Genomic DNA, 18,050 nt, shown 5'->3' on the forward strand with positions numbered 1-18,050 from the left:
CTTCCTGATCCCTTGACCGGGTGACGGGAGCAACAAAGACAGGAGGATTACAAGATGCACATCGGAGTGCCTGCTGAAACGCGGGCGAACGAGGCGCGCGTCGCCGCTACGCCCGAAACGGTCAAAAAGCTCGTCGCCCAAGGACATCGCGTTTCTGTCCAGAGCGGCGCGGGCTTGCCGGCAAGCTATATCGACGATGCGTTCGCTCAGGCGGGCGCGGATCTCGTCGATGCCGCGACGGCCTTTTCCGCCGAGATCGTCCTCAAGGTGCAATCGCCGAGCGAAAGCGAACTGGCGATGCTCAAGCCGGGCGCCGTGCTCATCGGCATGCTCGATCCCTTCAACACCGAGAACACCGCGCGGCTCGCGTCCGCGAACGTCACCGCGTTCGCGCTCGAAGCCGCTCCGCGCACGACGCGCGCGCAAAGTCTCGACGTGCTCTCGTCGCAGGCGAACATCGCCGGGTACAAGGCGGTGCTGATGGCCTGCCAGTATTACCAGCGCTTCATGCCGATGCTGATGACCGCCGCCGGCACCGTGAAAGCGGCGCGCGTGCTCGTGCTCGGCGCGGGCGTCGCGGGCCTGCAGGCGATTGCGACGGCCAAGCGTCTCGGCGCGGTCGTCGAAGCGTCCGACGTGCGTCCCGCCGTGAAGGAGCAGATCGAATCACTTGGTGGGAAGTTCGTCGACGTGCCCTTCGAAACCGACGAGGAACGCGAGGCGGCGGTTGGCGTCGGCGGTTACGCGCGACCGATGCCCGCAAGCTGGCTCGCGCGGCAGGCGGCGCAGGTGCACGAACGTGCGAAGGCGGCGGACATCGTGATCTCGACCGCGCTGATCCCCGGCCGTCCCGCGCCGACGCTCATTTCCGTCGAAACGGTCAAGCACATGAAGCCGGGCAGCGTGATCGTCGATCTCGCCGCCGGACGCGGACCCGAGTTCGAGGGCAAGAAAGGCGGCAACTGCCCGCTCACCGAAGTCGATCAGGTGGTGATGAAGCACGGCGTGCATATCGTCGGCCACACGAATCTCGCTTCGATGGTCGGCGCCGATGCCTCCGCGCTCTACGCCCGCAATCTTCTGGACTTCCTCAAGCTCATTCTGACGAAGGAAGGCACGCTCAACATCGATCTCGCGGACGACATCGTCGCGGCCACGCTCCAGTGCCGCGACGGTCAAGTCGCGCGTGCCGCGGCCTGACACGGAGAAAAATCATGGATGTCATCAATCACACGGTGATCAACCTCATCATCTTCGTGCTGGCCATTTATGTCGGCTACCACGTGGTGTGGAACGTCACGCCCGCGCTGCACACGCCGCTGATGGCCGTGACCAACGCGATCTCGGCGATCGTCATCGTCGGCGCGATGCTCGCGGTCGGCCTCACGGTCGGCGCGGCGGGCAAGTTCTTCGGCACGCTCGCGGTGCTGCTCGCGGCGGTGAACGTGTTTGGCGGCTTTCTCGTCACACGGCGAATGCTCGAGATGTTCAAGAAGAAGGAACCGAAGAAGATCACGAGCAAGGAGGGCGCGTAAATGAGTCTGAACGTCGTTACTCTCCTGTATCTCGTCGCCTCGGTATGCTTCATCCAGGCGCTGAAGGGCTTGTCCAATCCGAAGACCGCGCGCATCGGCAACACGTTCGGCATGGCGGGGATGGCGATCGCCATTCTCACCACGCTCGCGCTGATCGTGAAGCAGGCCGCGTATCTCGAAGCGAATCTGGCGCTCGGGCTGTCGCTGCTGTTCGTCGCGCTGATCATCGGCGGCGGCGCGGGCGCGTATATCGCGGCGAAGGTCGAGATGACCAAGATGCCCGAGCTCGTCGCGGCGATGCACTCGCTGATCGGTCTCGCGGCGGTGTGCATTGCGTATGGCGTGGTTGCCGAACCCGCGGCGTTCGGACTCGCGCCGCTCGGCGAGCCGATTCCGTACGGCAATCGCGTCGAGTTGTTCATCGGCACGTTCGTCGGCGCGATCACGTTCTCGGGTTCGGTGATCGCGTTCGGCAAGCTCTCGGGCAAGTACAAGTTCCGGCTGTTTCAGGGCGCGCCGGTCACGTATTCGGGGCAGCATCTGATCAACCTGTTGCTCGCCATCGCGATGGTCGGCTTCGGCGTGATCTTCATGCTCACCGAGTCGTGGCTGCCGTTCATCATCATGACGATCATCGCGTTCGCGCTGGGCGTGCTGATCATCATTCCGATCGGCGGCGCGGACATGCCGGTGGTCGTGTCGATGCTCAACTCGTACTCGGGCTGGGCGGCGGCGGGCATCGGCTTCTCGCTGAACAATCCGATGCTGATCATTGCCGGGTCGCTGGTCGGCTCGTCCGGTGCGATTCTGTCGTACATCATGTGCAAGGCGATGAACCGGTCGTTCTTCAACGTGATTCTCGGCGGGTTCGGGGGCGAGGCAGGCGGTGCGACGGCGGGTGGATCGGCGGAGCAGCGTCCGGTCAAATCCGGTTCCGCCGACGATGCCGCGTTCATGCTCGGCAATGCCGAAAGCGTGGTGATCGTGCCGGGTTATGGCCTCGCCGTGGCTCGCGCGCAGCATGCGCTGAAGGAGCTGACGGACAAGCTCGTCGAGAAAGGCATCGACGTGCGGTACGCGATTCACCCGGTTGCCGGACGGATGCCGGGGCACATGAACGTGCTGCTGGCCGAAGCCGAAGTCCCCTATGAGATGGTGCAGGAGATGGAGGACATCAACAGCGAGTTCGGTCAGACGGATGTGGTGCTGGTGCTCGGCGCGAACGACGTGGTGAATCCGGCCGCGAAGACCGATCCGAAATCGCCGATCGCCGGCATGCCGATTCTGGAGGCGTACAAGGCACGGACGATCATCGTGAACAAGCGGTCGATGGCGGCGGGCTACGCCGGCCTCGACAACGAACTGTTCTATATGGACAAGACGATGATGGTGTTCGGGGACGCGAAGAAGGTGGTGGAAGAGATGATGAAGGCGGTGGAGTAATCGCCGCTTCGGTTCGACGCTGCCGAACCGTTGCGCCAGCTTCCGCACAGCAAGGGAGCTGGCGCTTTCTTTTTCCGACGATGAAGCAACAGCACATGCCCGCCGTGCCACCCCGCGTACAATACCGCCTTTACTCGTCCGAAAAAGCAGCTCATGTCCTCCCCTCTCTTCGACTGGTTTGTCCCCTGCCCGCGCGGTCTCGAAGCGCCGCTCGCCGCCGAGCTCACGGAGATCGGAGAACGGTATGTGGCGAACGCGCCGCTGTCGGGTGGCGGATCGCTGATCGTCGGCGCTCAAGTGCCCGGCGGCGTGCACTTCCGGGGCGGCTGGGTCGCGGGCATGGCGGCGAATCTGCATTCGCGCATCGCGAGCCGCGTGCTTCTGAAAGTCGCGCAAGGCCCGTATCGCAGCGAGCAGGACATCTATGAACTCACGCATCGCCAACGCTGGGAGCAATGGTTCACGCCCAGCCAGACGATGCGAGTCGATCTCACCGCGATCAAGTCGCCGGTGAAAAGCCTCGAATTCACGACGCTGCGCGTGAAAGACGCCGTCTGCGACCGCCTGCGCGATGTCGCCGGCGCGCGCCCGAGCATCGACACCGCGCAGCCCGACGTCCGCGTATTCGCGTTCCTCACGGTGAACGAGTGCACGCTCTATCTCGACACGTCCGGCGAGCCGCTCTTCAAACGCGGCTGGCGTCTGGACAAGGGCGCCGCGCCGCTGCGCGAAAATCTCGCGGCGGGCATCCTGCGTCTCACCGGCTGGACGCCCGGCACGCCGCTCTTCGATCCGATGTGCGGCAGCGGCACTTTCCTCGCCGAAGCGGCGCAAACGGCGCTCAACATCGCGCCGGGCAACGACCGTCGTTTCGGCTTCGAAAAGCTGAAGCCGTTTCATTCGGGCATGTGGCAGAAGCTCAAGACAGCCGCGCTCGAACAGCGCCGCGCCGCGCGCGCGTCGCAAGCCGAGCTGAACATTTTCGGCAGCGACATCTCGGGCGACATGCTCGAAAAAGCGCGCGCGAACCTGAGCCGCGCCGGCATCACCGATCTCTCGCTCAAGCAGGTCGACGCCCGCAACATGGTCCCGCCGACCGACGCACCCGGCATCCTGCTCGCCAATCCGCCGTACGGTGAGCGGATCGAAGTGCGCGGACGCGGCCCGCGCGGCGAGATCCGCGATACGGCGCGTTCCCGCCGCGAAGACGACGACGCCTTCGCCCGCGCGCAGCCCGATCCCGCCGACACCGAGTTCTTCGTCTCCTTCGGCAACGCGCTCAAGCAGCGCTTTCCCGGATGGCGCGCCTACGTGCTCACGTCCGACCGCAAGCTGCCGGGCCTGCTGCGCTTGCGCGAATCGACGAAAACGCCGCTGTTCAACGGCGCGCTCGAATGCCGACTGTTCCGCTTCGATCTGATCGCGGGCAGCGTGCGCAACCGTCCCGCTGGCGAATGAGTATGCGGCGCGGTCGTCCGCCGCGCCATTAGGCCGAATGGCCGAGTGCCGTCATCGCGAAGCCGGCGCTACAATCGGCGCATGAACTCACCGACCGAACTCGCCAGTCCCATCGCCGTCGATATCTACCATGCGCGTCGCGAGCGCGTGCTCGCCGCACTGCGCGCGCGTGGCGGCGGCATCGCCATCGTGCCGACCGCGCCGGAAGTCATGCGCAACCGCGACACGGACTACCCTTTCCGTCACGACAGCTATTTCTACTATCTGACGGGCTTCAACGAACCCGACGCCACGCTCGTGCTGAACGCAAGCGCGAAGGACGGCGAGCCCGCGTCGATCCTTTTCTGCCGCGAGAAGAACGCGGAGCGCGAAACGTGGGAAGGCTTCCGCTACGGCCCCGACGCCGCGCGCGACGCGTTCGGTCTGGACGCTGCGTTGCCCGTCGACGCACTCGACGAGGAAATGCCGCGCCTGATCGCCGACAAGCCCGCGCTGCATTACGCGCTCGGCACCTCGGCGGAACTCGATGCGCAAGTGCGCGGCTGGCTCGCCGCCGTGCGCGCGCAAAGCCGCACCGGCGTGCGCGCCCCCGGCAGCGCGGCGCATTTGCTGCCGATTCTCGACGAAATGCGCCTGGTGAAAGACGCGCACGAAATCTCCATCATGCGCCGCGCGGCATCGATTTCGGCCGAGGCGCACCGTCGCGCGATGCGCGCATGCCGCCCCGGCATGCGCGAGTACGAGATCGAAGCCGAACTGCTCTACACGTTCCGCCGCCACGGCGCGCAGGCCCCCGCGTACGGATCGATCGTCGCGGCGGGCGCGAACGCCTGCGTGCTGCACTATCCGGCCGGCAACGCGATCGCGCGCGATGGCGACCTGATTCTGATCGACGCCGCGTGCGAGCTCGACGGCTACGCTTCCGACATCACGCGCACCTTTCCCGCGAGCGGCCGTTTCACCCCGGCGCAGCGCGAACTCTACGATATCGTCCTCGCCGCCCAGACCGCTGCCGTCGACGCCACGCGGCCCGGCGTCAGCTTCGACGCGCCGCATCAGGCCGCACTGAAAGTGCTGTCGCAAGGCTTGCTGGACACCGGCATCCTCGAAAAGGCGAAGTTCGGCGGCGTCGACGACGTCCTTGCGCAACGGGCCTATGCGCGCTTCTACATGCATCGCACGGGACACTGGATCGGCATGGACGTGCACGACGCGGGCGAATATCGCGAAGCCGACGGTCCGCTCGACGAGCAAGGCGCGCGAGCCTGGCGCACGCTCGTTCCCGGCATGGCCCTGACGATCGAGCCGGGTCTCTACGTGCGCGCCGCCGAAGACGTGCCGGAGCAGTACTGGAATATCGGCATCCGCATCGAGGACGACGCCATCGTCACGGCAAACGGCTGCGAGCTGATCACGCGCGAAGTGCCCGTCGCCGCCGATGAAATCGAAGCGCTGATGCGCGAATCGAACTCAAACTGACCATGAGCGACGTTCACGGCATCGAGCCGCATTTCGATTTCGACATCGCCATCGTCGGCGCGGGACCGGTCGGGCTCGCGCTCGCGGGCTGGCTCGCGCGGCGCAGCGCGACTTCGCGGCTGTCCATCGCGCTGATCGACGCGCGCACGCCCGAAGCCGCCATCAACGATCCGCGCGCGCTCGCGCTGTCGCACGGCAGCCGGGTGATGCTCCAGCCGCTCGGCTTTCCCGGCGACGCCACGCCGATCCGCCGCATCCACGTGTCACAGCGCGGGCACTTCGGCCGCACGCTGATCGAACACGACGAGCACGAGTTGCCCGAACTGGGCTATGTGGTGCGCTACGGCTCGCTCGTCGGCGCGCTCGCCGACGCGGTCCGCGCCACCAAAGTCGACTGGCTCACCGACACGTCCGCGCTCACGCCGCTGCAGGACAACGACGGCGTCACGCTGCCGCTGCAATCCCGGAGCGGCGAGCGCGCGATCCGTGTGAAAGTGCTCGTGAACGCCGAAGGCGGGCTTTATCAGAAAGGCGAGCAGTCCGACGAGCGCCGCGCGAGAGATTACGGGCAGACGGCCATCGTCGGCACGGTGAGCGTGTCTGATCCGCGCGCGAATGTCGCGTGGGAGCGCTTCACCAGCGAAGGGCCGATCGCGCTGTTGCCCTGCGGCGGCCAGCGTCACGCGGATTACGCACTCGTCTGGTGCTCCTCGCCCGATGAAGCCGCCCGCCGCATGCAGCTTGACGACGACGCTTTCCTCACCGAGCTCGGCGGCGCCTTCGGCACGCGCATGGGCCGCTTCACGCGAATCGCGTCGCGCGCCGCGTTCCCGCTCGGGCTGAGCGCGCTCGACGTGCTCGTCGAGCGGCGCACCGTCGCAATCGGCAATGCCGCGCAGACGCTACATCCCGTCGCGGGCCAGGGTCTGAATCTCGGCCTGCGCGATGCGCTCGCGCTCACCGACGCACTGTCCGCCGACGGACCGCGCCCGCTCGCGCTGGCTCGTTTCGCTCAGCGCCGCGCGCTGGACCGTCGTCTGACGATCGGCGCCACCGACACGCTCGCGCGCATCTTCACGGTCGATTTCCCGCCGTTCGCGGCGATGCGCGGCCTCGCGCTCACCGCGCTCGAATTTCTCCCGCCGGTAAAAACCGCGCTCGCCCGCCAGATGATGTTCGGCCAGCGCCGCTGATCCAGCACGCAAAAAGGGCAATCGTCTACTGCAAGTTCAGGCACTTATCCTCTATGAACGCCCGTTCTTTCATAGAAGATTTAATGACTTGCATGCGATTGCTCTTAATTTCAGCACGCTGTTCGCGTTAAAATAGCTGTTTCCCCTTCAGCAACGTTGCATCCGCCTGACGCGGCTTTCGCCGGCATCGGCAGCGCGGATCTTTTAGCCTTCATGCCCACAATCGGTTCACACGTTCTGCGCAATAACCTGTTCGTCGCACCGATGGCAGGCGTCACCGACCGCCCGTTCCGGCAGCTCTGCAAGCGCATGGGCGCGGGCTACGCTGTGTCGGAGATGGTCGCGTCGAACGCGCAGTTGTGGAAAAGCGAGAAGACCATGCGCCGCGCCAACCACGCGGGCGAGGTCGAGCCGATCTCGGTGCAGATCGCCGGCGCCGATCCGCAGATGCTCGCCGAAGCCGCGCGCCACAACGTCGCGAACGGCGCGCAGATCATCGACATCAACATGGGCTGCCCGGCGAAGAAAGTGTGCAACGTGGCCGCCGGTTCGGCGCTGCTGCAGAACGAGCCGCTCGTCGCGCGCATCGTCGAGGCGGTGGTGCAGGCGGTCGGCATGGGCCCGGACGCGGTGCCCGTCACGCTCAAAATTCGCACCGGGTGGAATCGCGAGAACAAGAACGCGCTCACCATCGCGCGGATCGCGCAGGAAGCGGGCATTTCGATGCTCACGGTCCACGGCCGCACGCGCGCCGATCTCTACAAGGGCGACGCGGAATATGAAACCATCGCGGCGGTGAAGGCATCGGTGAAGATTCCGGTCGTCGCGAACGGCGACATCACCACGCCCGAAAAAGCGCGCGAGGTGCTCGCCGCGACCGGCGCCGACGCCATCATGATCGGCCGCGCGGCGCAGGGCCGTCCGTGGCTGTTTCGCGAGATCGAATATTTTCTGCAGACGGGCGAGCGCATGCCGCCGCCGCGCATCGACGAGATCCAGCAAGTGATGAACGAGCATCTCGAGGATCACTACGCCTTTTATGGGGAATTCACGGGCGTTCGGACTGCGCGCAAGCATATCGGCTGGTACACTCGCGGCCTTTCCGGCGCCAACACCTTCCGGCACCGGATGAATACGCTGGACACGACCAAAGAACAATTGCTCGCTGTCAACGAATTCTTTGACGCGCAAAAGGCGTTGTCGGACCGTCTCGTCTATGTGGACGAGTCCGGTGACGCCGAGAACGCGGACGGGGAAGAATCGTGCGGCGGGCTCAACAACACGACAGACCGACTGATTGCCGCATGAGCAGACATAACATCGAACAATGCGTCCGCCAGAGCCTCGACAACTACTTTCAGGACCTGGACGGCTCCAACCCGCACGACGTCTACGACATGGTGATTTCGTGCGTGGAAAAACCGATGCTCGAGGTGGTGCTCGAGCAGGCGGGCGGAAACCAATCGCTCGCGGCCGAGTATCTCGGCATCAACCGCAACACGTTACGCAAGAAGCTTCAGCAGCACGGATTGATTTGATTCATCGGACTGAGGCGCGCGCCTTGGTCCGGCCTGGTTTCCCTTTTCGGTTTCAGTGTTCATCATGATCAAGCAAGCGCTCCTCTCCGTCTCCGACAAATCCGGCATCGTCGATTTCGCGAAATCGCTGTCGGCGCTCGGCGTCAAGCTCCTCTCGACCGGCGGCACGGCGAAATTGCTCGCCGACGCGGGCCTGCCCGTGACCGAGGTGGCCGACTACACCGGTTTTCCGGAAATGCTCGACGGGCGCGTGAAGACCCTGCATCCGAAGGTTCACGGCGGCATTCTCGCGCGCCGCGACCTGCCCGAGCACATGGCGGCACTCGAAAAGCACGACATTCCGACCATCGATCTGCTGGTCGTGAATCTGTATCCGTTCGTGCAGACGGTGTCGAAGGAAGAGTGCTCGCTCGAAGACGCGATCGAGAACATCGACATCGGCGGCCCGACGATGCTGCGCTCGGCGGCGAAGAATCACCGCGATGTGACCGTCGTCGTCGATCCGGCGGATTACTCGGCCGTGCTCGATGAAATGCGCGCGAACAACAATTCCGTCGGCTACAAGACGAACTTCCGTCTCGCGACGAAGGTGTTCGCGCACACCGCGCAGTACGACGGCGCGATCACGAACTATCTGACGAGCCTGACCGAAGAGCTGCAGCATTCGAACCGCAACACGTACCCCTCGACGTTCAATCTCGCGTTCGACAAGGTGCAGGACCTGCGCTACGGCGAGAACCCGCATCAGAGCGCGGCGTTCTATCGCGATCTGTCCGTTCCCGCCGGCGCGCTCGCCAATTACGAGCAGTTGCAGGGCAAGGAGCTGTCGTACAACAACATCGCCGACTCGGACGCCGCGTGGGAATGCGTGAAGACGTTCGATGCGCCCGCGTGCGTCATCATCAAGCACGCCAATCCGTGCGGCGTGGCGGTCGGCGCGAACGCGGCCGAAGCGTACTCGAAGGCATTCCAGACGGACCCGACGTCCGCGTTCGGCGGCATCATCGCGTTCAATCGTGAAGTCGACGAAGCGGCGGCGCAGGCCGTGGCCAAGCAGTTCGTCGAAGTGCTGATCGCGCCTTCGTTCAGCGAGGCGGCGCGCGCCGTGTTCGCGGCGAAGCAGAACGTGCGTCTCCTGCAGATCGCGCTCGGCGACGGCCACAACGCGTTCGACCTGAAGCGTGTCGGCGGCGGTCTGCTCGTGCAATCGCTCGATGCGAAGAACGTGCAGCCGCACGAACTGCGTGTCGTGACGAAGCGCCATCCGACGCCGAAGGAAATGGACGATCTGATGTTCGCGTGGCGCGTGGCGAAGTACGTGAAGTCGAACGCGATCGTGTTCTGCGCGAACGGCATGACGATGGGCGTCGGCGCGGGCCAGATGAGCCGCGTGGACTCGGCGCGCATCGCGGGCATCAAGGCGCAGAACGCGGGGCTGACGCTGAACGGCTCGGCGGTGGCGTCGGATGCGTTCTTCCCGTTCCGCGACGGCCTCGATGTCGTCGTGAACGCGGGCGCGACCTGCGTGATCCAGCCGGGCGGCTCCATGCGCGACGACGAGGTGATCGCCGCCGCCGACGAGCACAATATCGCGATGATTTTCACGGGCACGCGCCATTTCCGTCATTAATCGCGGTAGGTTCATTTAAGATTGGCCTGTTTGCGCTTCGGAAGGCGCAAACAGGCCTTTTTGATTTGAACGCCCGCAAAAGCCGGCACGCACGACACGACGAATGAGAATCCTTGGCATCGACCCCGGCCTGCGCGTGACGGGCTTCGGCATCATCGACAAGACGGGGCACACGCTCAACTACGTGACGAGCGGCGTCATCAAGACGGCCGACGCGGATCTGCCTTCGCGCCTCAACACCATTTTCAGCGGCATCTCGACGCTCATCGCGCAGCACAATCCGGATCAGGCGGCCATCGAAAAAGTCTTCGTCAACGTGAATCCGCAATCGACGCTTTTGCTCGGGCAGGCGCGCGGCGCCGCGATTTGCGGGCTCGTCGCGAGCGGCGTGCCGGTGGCCGAATACACCGCGCTGCAACTGAAGCAGGCCGTCGTGGGCTACGGACGCGCGACCAAGGAACAGATGCAGCAGATGGTCGTGCGTCTCCTGAGCCTCTCTGGCGTGCCCGGCACCGACGCCGCCGACGCGCTCGGCATGGCCATCTGTCACGCGCACGGCGGCACGGGTCTCGCGGCGCTGGGCGGAATCGCGCCGGGGCTCGCGAAGAAGGGCTTGCGCGTGCGGCGCGGGCGTCTCATCGGATAGCCGCGCGGCTCAATCTTTTCTACGAATATCCAACCATGATCGGTCGCATCGCCGGCGTTTTGCTGGAAAAAAATCCGCCGCATCTGCTCGTCGACTGCAACGGCGTCGGTTACGAAATCGACGTGCCGATGAGCACCTTCTACAACCTGCCGAATGCGGGCGAAAAGGTCGTGCTGCTCACGCAGTTGATCGTGCGCGAGGACGCGCATCTGCTGTACGGCTTTCTCACCGCGCAGGAGCGCTCGACGTTCCGCGAGTTGCTGAAGATCAGCGGCATCGGCGCGCGCATGGCGCTCGCGGTGCTCTCCGGCATGAGCGTGCACGAGCTTTCGCAGACGGTCACGACGCAGGACGCCGCGCGATTGACGCGCGTGCCGGGCATCGGCAAGAAGACGGCCGAGCGCCTGCTGCTCGAACTGAAAGGCAAGCTCGGCGCGGACCTCGGCGCGATCGCGAGCACGGTGTCGCAGTCCGATCACGCATCGGACATCCTCAACGCGCTGCTCGCGCTCGGCTACTCCGAGAAGGAAGCGCTCGCCGCGATCAAGAACGTACCAGCCGGAACGGGCGTGTCGGAGGGCATCAAGCTCGCGCTGAAGGCGCTGTCGAAAGCGTGACGCTTGAGACGCGGCCTGGACAAACGAGCGGAACGTGAAGCGCTCGTATAGGCTGCGTTCGACCACGCATTCGATCGCGCAAGATCGATGCAACTGACGGATGTGGCGAGATGACTGCTCGCCGGCATCAGACGACAAGCGTCAGCTTGTCTTTTTTATCGACTCCAAGCGTCCGCTGTAGATCAGAATCCCACTCAGCAAGACGAAGAGATTACCTTCGGTGAAATTGAGCAACAGAGAATTGGCGAGGCAACCTACGCAAAACGCGATCAGGTACCCAAAAACGATGGTCTGCGCAAGTGGATCGATCCGCCGGCATTCTCCATAAAGCGCGATGAGTAACCAGAGAAAAAGCGCGATACCTATCGAGCCAAGCTGCACACCCATCAACAGAAATTCATTGTGCGGATTGCTGGCCATGACGGCGTCCCCACCCGTTTGGTTCTTTGCGAAACGCTCGAACTCGGGCAGCACGCTGCCGACGCCGTAGCCGGCGACCGGCCGCTCCGCGAATAGCTCGATACTTCGGCGGTAAAACTCGAATCGCACGCCTGCGGACGTGACCGCATTGCTCTGTCGGAAGCTGGCGATTTCCCGGCCTGTATGGGCTAGACGCGAATCCCCGGCCGTGAATGCGTGATACGCGAGCGTCGTGCAGACCATCAAAACAATGAGCGTCGCGCCGGCACGCACGCGATCGACGCGCTCCCTATGCAGTCGCGTCAGCCATCGCGCCATGTACACCACGATATAGACGATTGCCACGACCTGGCCTGTTCTACCTTGCAGCACGAGCAGCACATTGACCAGCGCGAGGAGCGCGTTCAGATAGAGCAGCCGGCGCCAGGCAGGCTTGGCCGCAGCTTCGCTGAGCGCCATCGACAGATACGCGAGAAAGGCCATCATCAGCCCGCCCGAGATGTGATCCTTGAAAACCCACGGCTTGCTTACAGGACCTTGAGTCCCGTGCATCGGACCGACGGCGGTCCAGCCGAAGAAATTCGTGTAGGTCAGCACCATCGCGAGGGTAAGCGTGGCAAAGAGCGCCCAGACGGCCGCACGGCCCCACTTCAAACACTCTTCCCCCTGAAAAACGAGGAGGAGAACAGGGAGAAGCAGCAGCTTGCGATACTTGAGCAGGATGTCGACCGCTTCACTCATGTCCGCCGGCGTGTAGAGGAGGCTTGCGCCGAGCGCCACGAAAAGCGCCACGGCGGCTACGACTGCCGGCGACTTGACGAGCCCGGGCAGCGCCCGCCATGCCTCAGGCGAGCAGAGTGCAAAGGCTAGCAAGATGCCGGTCGCAAGATTGACGCCCGCGGTAGAAACCGGTATGGCGGCGATTGAGAGCACCGCCGAACATCGTGCGAACATCAGTGGCCAAGAGGACGCACGTCGCGGGCTCGGCCGATTGGAAAACGTCAATGACACGTGTGCGCTCGCCTCAGGCGACCTCCTGAGCGATTGCGTGGCCGTGATAGAACTGCGAGCGGCGTGCCAGCTCGCCGCACGAATACAGTGCTTCCACCGTACGTCGCGCGTTGGCGCCGATGCGTGCACGCAAGTCCGGCCGGAGCAGAAGCTCGCGCACTATCTGCCGTGCTTCTTCCGTCGTATCGAAGAGGAAACCATTTTCGCCGTGGCGGATGGTGTCCGCGTAGCCGCCCCGCCGATGACAGACCACAGGCAATGCGCAGGCCATCGCCTCCACCACGACGCGTCCGAAAGTTTCGACCATACTACCGGTGCGGTAGTAAAAGATGTCGAGCGTGCGGAGAAAATCGGCTGCGGGCATCGCGCCTTCAGACATGAGTTCGAGATGCGCGCCGGGCGCGATTCGATCGGCAAGGCATGTGGCACCTTGCAACCTCACTTGAACACCATCGCCCGACCACTCACGATAGAGCGCCAAGTCCTCCAAATCGTGCTTACCGAGGAAGTCGCGGCTCAGCCGACCGATCACCGGGCTTGCGTTGGCGACCTTCTTGGCGGGTGTGAAGCAAGCGACGTCGATCGGCGATGGATGAACGACACCGGGCGTGTCGAGCAGGATCTTCTGGAAATCGGAGATGAAGACATATTCCGTCTTCGGCCACCGCAACAGCATCGGATGTTGCGACGTCAGCGAAAGAATCTTCGGATGGAACGTGTTGAACACGTAAATGAGCCGCCGAGGTGCGGGAATGACATACGGCCAAAGTTTGTTACGCCAGTGCGCACCGACGAACACGTAAGTATCGGCTCCCGCGCGACCGCTCGATCCAGCTTCGGAACCAAAGCGCAGACGCCCCGCATGCCCGAGCGTCATACGCTCGATCCCGTACTGCTCGCGAAGTCGGGCCGAACTGCGAGCGGAAATCGCCCACAGCTTCACAGTGCCCTGTGCGCGCAGTTGATCGGCGAGTGCGAGTGCCTCGAGCTCACTGCCACCGTAAAGGCTGTGAAAGCCGTTGAAAACGTGTATGACTTGGCGCTTCATGTCGAAACAAACGTAACTGGGCCCGTTGGCGGCGGGCGTTGCAGGTGAGGCGATGGCGACCCGTCGCAGTACTTGGCACTACTAAGTCTGTTCGGTATATGCGGCGGCAAGGCTACCGACCTACCCGCTAGATCGCATTTCCGAATGCCCGCTCGCCAGTCTTTCTACGAAGGAGGATTCTACTGGACAGCCTCAACGCAGTAGTAGCCGAAAAGCAGGCAATCGATTGATTTTTAACATAAAATCACATTCGCGCGATGATCTCTTCAACGAGCGCCCGCGAGCGGACAACGTCGGGGGACGTGGTCGCGAAGAAGCCGCGCTTGCGAATCAGGTGCGCGACGGCCTAGGCCGTTCGGCCAGATTCCCCGCGAGAAACCTCGCTGTACAATCGCAAAATGATCGAAACCGACAAACTCGCCGCCGAACGCGTCATCTCGGCCACGCCCGTCTCGCCGAACGAGGAAGCATTCGAGCGCGCGCTGCGTCCGCACAAGCTCGATGAGTACATCGGGCAGGAAAAGGCGCGCGGCCAGCTCGAAATCTTCATCGAAGCGGCCAAGCGTCGTTCCGAAGCGCTCGATCACGTGTTGCTGTTCGGGCCGCCGGGTCTCGGCAAGACTACGCTCGCGCATATCATCGCGCGGGAAATGGGCGTGAATCTGCGGCAGACGTCGGGGCCGGTGCTGGAGCGCGCGGGCGATCTCGCGGCGCTGCTCACCAATCTCGAAGCAAACGACGTGCTTTTCATCGACGAGATTCACCGGCTTTCGCCGGTCGTCGAGGAAATTCTGTATCCGGCGCTCGAGGACTATCAGATCGACATCATGATCGGCGAAGGGCCGGCCGCGCGCAGCGTGAAGCTGGACTTGCAGCCGTTCACGCTCGTCGGCGCGACCACGCGCGCGGGCATGCTGACGAATCCGTTGCGCGACCGCTTCGGCATCGTGTCGCGGCTGGAGTTTTATAACGCGAGCGAACTGGCGCGCATCGTGGCGCGCTCGGCCTCGCTGTTGAAGGCTGAGATCGTGCCGGAGGGCGCGCTGGAAATCGCGAAGCGCTCGCGCGGCACGCCGCGTATCGCGAACCGCCTGCTGCGCCGCGTGCGCGATTACGCCGAAGTGAAAGCGGACGGCATGATCACCGCCGACGTCGCCGATAAAGCGCTGAAGATGCTCGACGTCGATCCCGTCGGCTTCGACCTGATGGACCGCAAGCTGCTCGAAGCGATCCTGCACAAGTTCGACGGCGGGCCGGTCGGCGTGGATAACCTCGCGGCGGCCATCGGCGAAGAGCGCGATACGATCGAAGACGTGCTGGAGCCGTATCTGATTCAGCAGGGCTTTTTGCAGCGCACGCCGCGCGGACGCGTCGCGACGATGCTCACGTACCGGCACTTCGGCATTGCTGCGCCGGACGCGGGCCCGATTCGCGATCTTTGGGATACCAGCAACGGCTAGGCGCGCTTGCGGAAGTTGTCGTCGTCGGTATCGGTCGACAAATGCGTGATGTCGCCCCACGAGACGACCCTCGCGCCGCCGTTCTCATAGTCCACCACATTGACGCTGCAATTGAGCAGCGGCCAGTTGCGCGGCTCCTGCAGCGACAGCTTCATCGCGAATCGATAGATGCAATCGAGCACGCCGCCGTGCGCGACGACCGCGATGCGTCCCTGCTGATGCGCGGCCAAGATCGGCTCCATCGCATGCACGACCCGGTGATAGAACACGCGCTGCGATTCGCCGTCTCCCGGCGGTGAGAAACCGGGATCGCGCGTCTGCCATTCGACGTACTCAGCGGGAAACTTGTCGCTGATTTCGTCGCTGTCGTGGCCCTGAAACGCGCCGTAGAACCGTTCACGCAATCCCTCCGACAACCGCACGTCGAGCCCGAGCGCATCCGCGAACGGCCGCGCTGTCTGCCGCGCGCGTTGCAGATCGCTCGAATAGACCGCATCGATGCGGCCTTCGCGCGCAAGACGCTGCCCGAGCTGTTCGGCCTGCAGGAACCCGTGCCCGGACAAGGGAATGTCGATATGCCCCTGAATGCGCTTGATGCGATTCCAGTCGGTTTCGCCGTGTCGAATGAAAAAGACCTGTGTCGTCATAGGCATACCAGATCAGGGCCGCACTTGCAGCCAGAAGGTGACGGGCCCGTCGTTCACGAGCGAGACCTGCATGTCCGCGCCGAACTCGCCCGTCTCGACGACCGGATGTTTCGCGCGTGCCTGTTCGACGAAGTATTCGAACAGCCGCTTGCCTTCATCCGGCGGCGCGGCGGGCGTGAAGCTCGGGCGCAGGCCGCTCGACGTATCCGCGGCAAGCGTGAATTGCGAGACCAGCAAGACGCCGCCCGCGCGGCCCGCGCCGTCCATGTTCGAGACGGAAAGGTTCATCTTGCCGGCGGCGTCGCTGAACACGCGGTATGCGAGCATCTTCGCGAGCAGCTTGTCGGCCGCGGCTTCGTTGTCGCCGCGTTCGGCGCAGACGAGCGCGAGCAGGCCCGCGTCGATCGCGCCGGTCACGCGCTCGCCCACGCGCACATCGGCGCGCTTCACACGCTGAATGAGCGCGATCATCGATTTACGCGGTCAGCGTGACGCGCGCGAAGCGGCGCTTGCCCACTTGCACGACGAACTCGCCCGCCTCGATCTTCAGTCCCTTGTCGGAGACGGTCGCGCCGTCGATCTTCACGCCGCCCTGCTCGATGTTGCGCAGCGCTTCGCTCGTCGACGGCACGAGGCCCGCCTGCTTCAGCAACTGGCCGATCGCGACCGGCGCGCCTGCGAGCGTCACCGTCGGAATATCGTCCGGCACGCCGCCTTTCGCGCGGTGGTTGAAATCGTCGAGCGCGCGCTCCGCATCCGCCTGCGAGTGGAAGCGCGCGACGATTTCCTGCGCAAGCATCACCTTGAAGTCGCGCGGATTGCGCCCGCCCTCGGCTTCGCGCCGGTAGGCTTCCACTTCGCTCATCGGACGGAACGACAGCAGTTCGAAGTAACGCCACATGAGCACGTCCGAAATGCTCATCAGCTTGCCGAACATCTCGGTCGGCTTCTCGCTGATGCCGACATAGTTGTTCTTCGACTTCGACATCTTCTCGACGCCGTCGAGGCCTTCGAGCAGCGGCATCGTCAGAATGCACTGCTGCTCCTGGCCATACTGCTTCTGCAATTCACGGCCGACGAGCAGGTTGAATTTCTGGTCCGTTCCGCCGAGTTCGAGGTCGGCGTTCAGCGCGACAGAGTCGTAGCCCTGCATCAGCGGATACAGAAATTCGTGGATCGAGATCGGCACGCCGCTCTGGAAACGCTTGGTAAAGTCCTCGCGCTCCAGAATGCGCGCGACGGTGTAACGCGACGCCAGCTTGATCATGCCGTCGGCGCCGAGCGGCATCGACCATTCGCTGTTGTAGCGAATCTCGGTTTTTTCGCGATCCAGCACGAGCGCCGCCTGCTCGAAATACGTCTTCGCATTGGTCTCGATCTGCTCGCGCGTGAGCGGCGGACGCGTCGCGTTGCGGCCCGACGGATCGCCGATCAGCGACGTGAAATCGCCGATCAGAAAAATGACCTGATGGCCGAGGTCCTGCAACTGGCGCATCTTGTTCAGCACGACCGTATGGCCGATGTGGATATCGGGCGCGGTCGGATCGAGACCGAGCTTGATGCGCAGCGGCTTGCCCGTGGCGGCGCTTCTGGCGAGCTTCTGCGCGAACTCTTCTTCGATCAGCAGTTCGTCGCAGCCGCGCTTGGCGATGGCGAGCGCGTTTTTCACGTCGTCGGTGATCGGAAAGCTGGGCGCGTTGGAATCAGTGGTCATGCTTGCGGCTTGTGAAGTCAAAAGGGTTCGATGACGAGCGCTTCGGCGGGCCGGCGCTGCGAACCGGCGTGGCCGGCGGAGGTATCGCGTCAGGAAAGCGGCGCGCGGAAAATGATGAAATCGCGCGCAATTGCTTGTTCAGGCTCAGGATTTTACGCGATGACGCGGCCGCTCGCGCCGTTTCGTTTCGAATCGGGCCTTTTTACGCTCG

The 18,050-nt window shown here is 63.9% G+C and carries 17 protein-coding genes; 12 read left to right on the forward strand and 5 right to left on the reverse strand.

What is annotated here, in order from left to right; genetic code table 11:
• The first annotated feature begins 54 nt into the window (after window positions 1-54).
• From U4Y90_RS29985 to ruvA, 11 genes are all read left to right on the forward strand, one after another.
• On the forward strand, window positions 55-1,200 hold the full coding sequence (locus tag U4Y90_RS29985) for a Re/Si-specific NAD(P)(+) transhydrogenase subunit alpha (RefSeq protein WP_321800075.1): 1,146 nt from the start codon (window positions 55-57) through the stop codon (window positions 1,198-1,200).
• Window positions 1,201-1,214: 14 nt separating this feature from the next.
• Window positions 1,215-1,535, forward strand: a complete 321-nt coding sequence (locus U4Y90_RS29990) for an NAD(P) transhydrogenase subunit alpha (protein WP_008351539.1) — start codon at window positions 1,215-1,217, stop codon at window positions 1,533-1,535.
• Window positions 1,536-2,978, forward strand: a complete 1,443-nt coding sequence (locus U4Y90_RS29995) for an NAD(P)(+) transhydrogenase (Re/Si-specific) subunit beta (protein ID WP_321800076.1) — start codon at window positions 1,536-1,538, stop codon at window positions 2,976-2,978.
• Window positions 2,979-3,131: 153 nt separating this feature from the next.
• Window positions 3,132-4,436: a class I SAM-dependent RNA methyltransferase gene (locus tag U4Y90_RS30000; protein WP_321800077.1), complete on the forward strand. Its 1,305-nt coding sequence runs from the start codon at window positions 3,132-3,134 to the stop codon at window positions 4,434-4,436.
• Between the two features lie 81 nt (window positions 4,437-4,517).
• The gene (locus U4Y90_RS30005; protein WP_321800079.1) at window positions 4,518-5,915 is read left to right on the forward strand and encodes an aminopeptidase P N-terminal domain-containing protein; all 1,398 of its coding nucleotides are present in this window, start codon (window positions 4,518-4,520) and stop codon (window positions 5,913-5,915) included.
• 2 nt (window positions 5,916-5,917) lie between these two features.
• Window positions 5,918-7,108: a UbiH/UbiF/VisC/COQ6 family ubiquinone biosynthesis hydroxylase gene (locus tag U4Y90_RS30010; RefSeq protein WP_321800080.1), complete on the forward strand. Its 1,191-nt coding sequence runs from the start codon at window positions 5,918-5,920 to the stop codon at window positions 7,106-7,108.
• A 213-nt stretch (window positions 7,109-7,321) separates the two neighbouring features.
• Entirely contained in the window at window positions 7,322-8,416 is a 1,095-nt protein-coding gene (gene dusB / locus U4Y90_RS30015) for a tRNA dihydrouridine synthase DusB (protein WP_321800082.1), read from the forward strand.
• Window positions 8,413-8,646, forward strand: a complete 234-nt coding sequence (locus tag U4Y90_RS30020) for a Fis family transcriptional regulator (RefSeq protein ID WP_008351548.1) — start codon at window positions 8,413-8,415, stop codon at window positions 8,644-8,646. The genes dusB and U4Y90_RS30020 overlap by 4 nt, the downstream gene beginning before the upstream one ends.
• Window positions 8,647-8,710: 64 nt before the next feature.
• Window positions 8,711-10,276, forward strand: a complete 1,566-nt coding sequence (gene purH, locus U4Y90_RS30025) for a bifunctional phosphoribosylaminoimidazolecarboxamide formyltransferase/IMP cyclohydrolase (protein ID WP_321800087.1) — start codon at window positions 8,711-8,713, stop codon at window positions 10,274-10,276.
• A gap of 103 nt (window positions 10,277-10,379) precedes the next feature.
• Complete coding sequence (ruvC, locus tag U4Y90_RS30030; RefSeq protein ID WP_061132929.1) at window positions 10,380-10,922, forward strand: crossover junction endodeoxyribonuclease RuvC; 543 nt, start codon at window positions 10,380-10,382, stop codon at window positions 10,920-10,922.
• Between the two features lie 35 nt (window positions 10,923-10,957).
• A complete protein-coding gene (gene ruvA / locus U4Y90_RS30035) occupies window positions 10,958-11,539 on the forward strand; it encodes a Holliday junction branch migration protein RuvA (RefSeq protein WP_321800090.1) in 582 nt (193 codons plus the stop codon).
• A gap of 141 nt (window positions 11,540-11,680) precedes the next feature.
• On the opposite strand, the gene U4Y90_RS30040 is transcribed toward ruvA, so the two are convergent.
• Window positions 11,681-12,892 carry an O-antigen ligase family protein gene (locus tag U4Y90_RS30040; protein ID WP_321800092.1) on the reverse strand — a complete coding sequence of 404 codons (1,212 nt, stop codon included), beginning with the start codon at window positions 12,890-12,892 and terminating at the stop codon, window positions 11,681-11,683.
• 91 nt (window positions 12,893-12,983) lie between these two features.
• Complete coding sequence (locus U4Y90_RS30045) at window positions 12,984-14,018, reverse strand: glycosyltransferase family 4 protein (RefSeq protein ID WP_321800094.1); 1,035 nt, start codon at window positions 14,016-14,018, stop codon at window positions 12,984-12,986.
• A gap of 398 nt (window positions 14,019-14,416) precedes the next feature.
• Between U4Y90_RS30045 and ruvB the strand changes: the two genes are divergently transcribed.
• Window positions 14,417-15,478 (forward strand): Holliday junction branch migration DNA helicase RuvB, encoded by a 1,062-nt coding sequence (gene ruvB / locus U4Y90_RS30050; protein WP_321800096.1) that lies wholly within the window; start codon window positions 14,417-14,419, stop codon window positions 15,476-15,478.
• On the opposite strand, the gene U4Y90_RS30055 is transcribed toward ruvB, so the two are convergent.
• The 3 genes from U4Y90_RS30055 to tyrS are packed head-to-tail and all read right to left on the reverse strand — an operon-like array spanning window position 15,475 to window position 17,839.
• Entirely contained in the window at window positions 15,475-16,125 is a 651-nt protein-coding gene (locus U4Y90_RS30055) for a histidine phosphatase family protein (protein WP_321800098.1), read from the reverse strand. The two genes, ruvB and U4Y90_RS30055, sit on opposite strands and share 4 nt — an antisense overlap.
• A 12-nt stretch (window positions 16,126-16,137) precedes the next feature.
• The gene (gene dtd / locus U4Y90_RS30060) at window positions 16,138-16,596 is read right to left on the reverse strand and encodes a D-aminoacyl-tRNA deacylase (protein ID WP_321800100.1); all 459 of its coding nucleotides are present in this window, start codon (window positions 16,594-16,596) and stop codon (window positions 16,138-16,140) included.
• 4 nt (window positions 16,597-16,600) lie between these two features.
• Window positions 16,601-17,839: a tyrosine--tRNA ligase gene (gene tyrS / locus U4Y90_RS30065; RefSeq protein WP_321800102.1), complete on the reverse strand. Its 1,239-nt coding sequence runs from the start codon at window positions 17,837-17,839 to the stop codon at window positions 16,601-16,603.
• Between the last annotated feature and the right edge of the window lie 211 nt (window positions 17,840-18,050).

This window comes from Caballeronia sp. J97 (assembly GCF_905220305.1).
Lineage (GTDB): Bacteria > Pseudomonadota > Gammaproteobacteria > Burkholderiales > Burkholderiaceae > Caballeronia.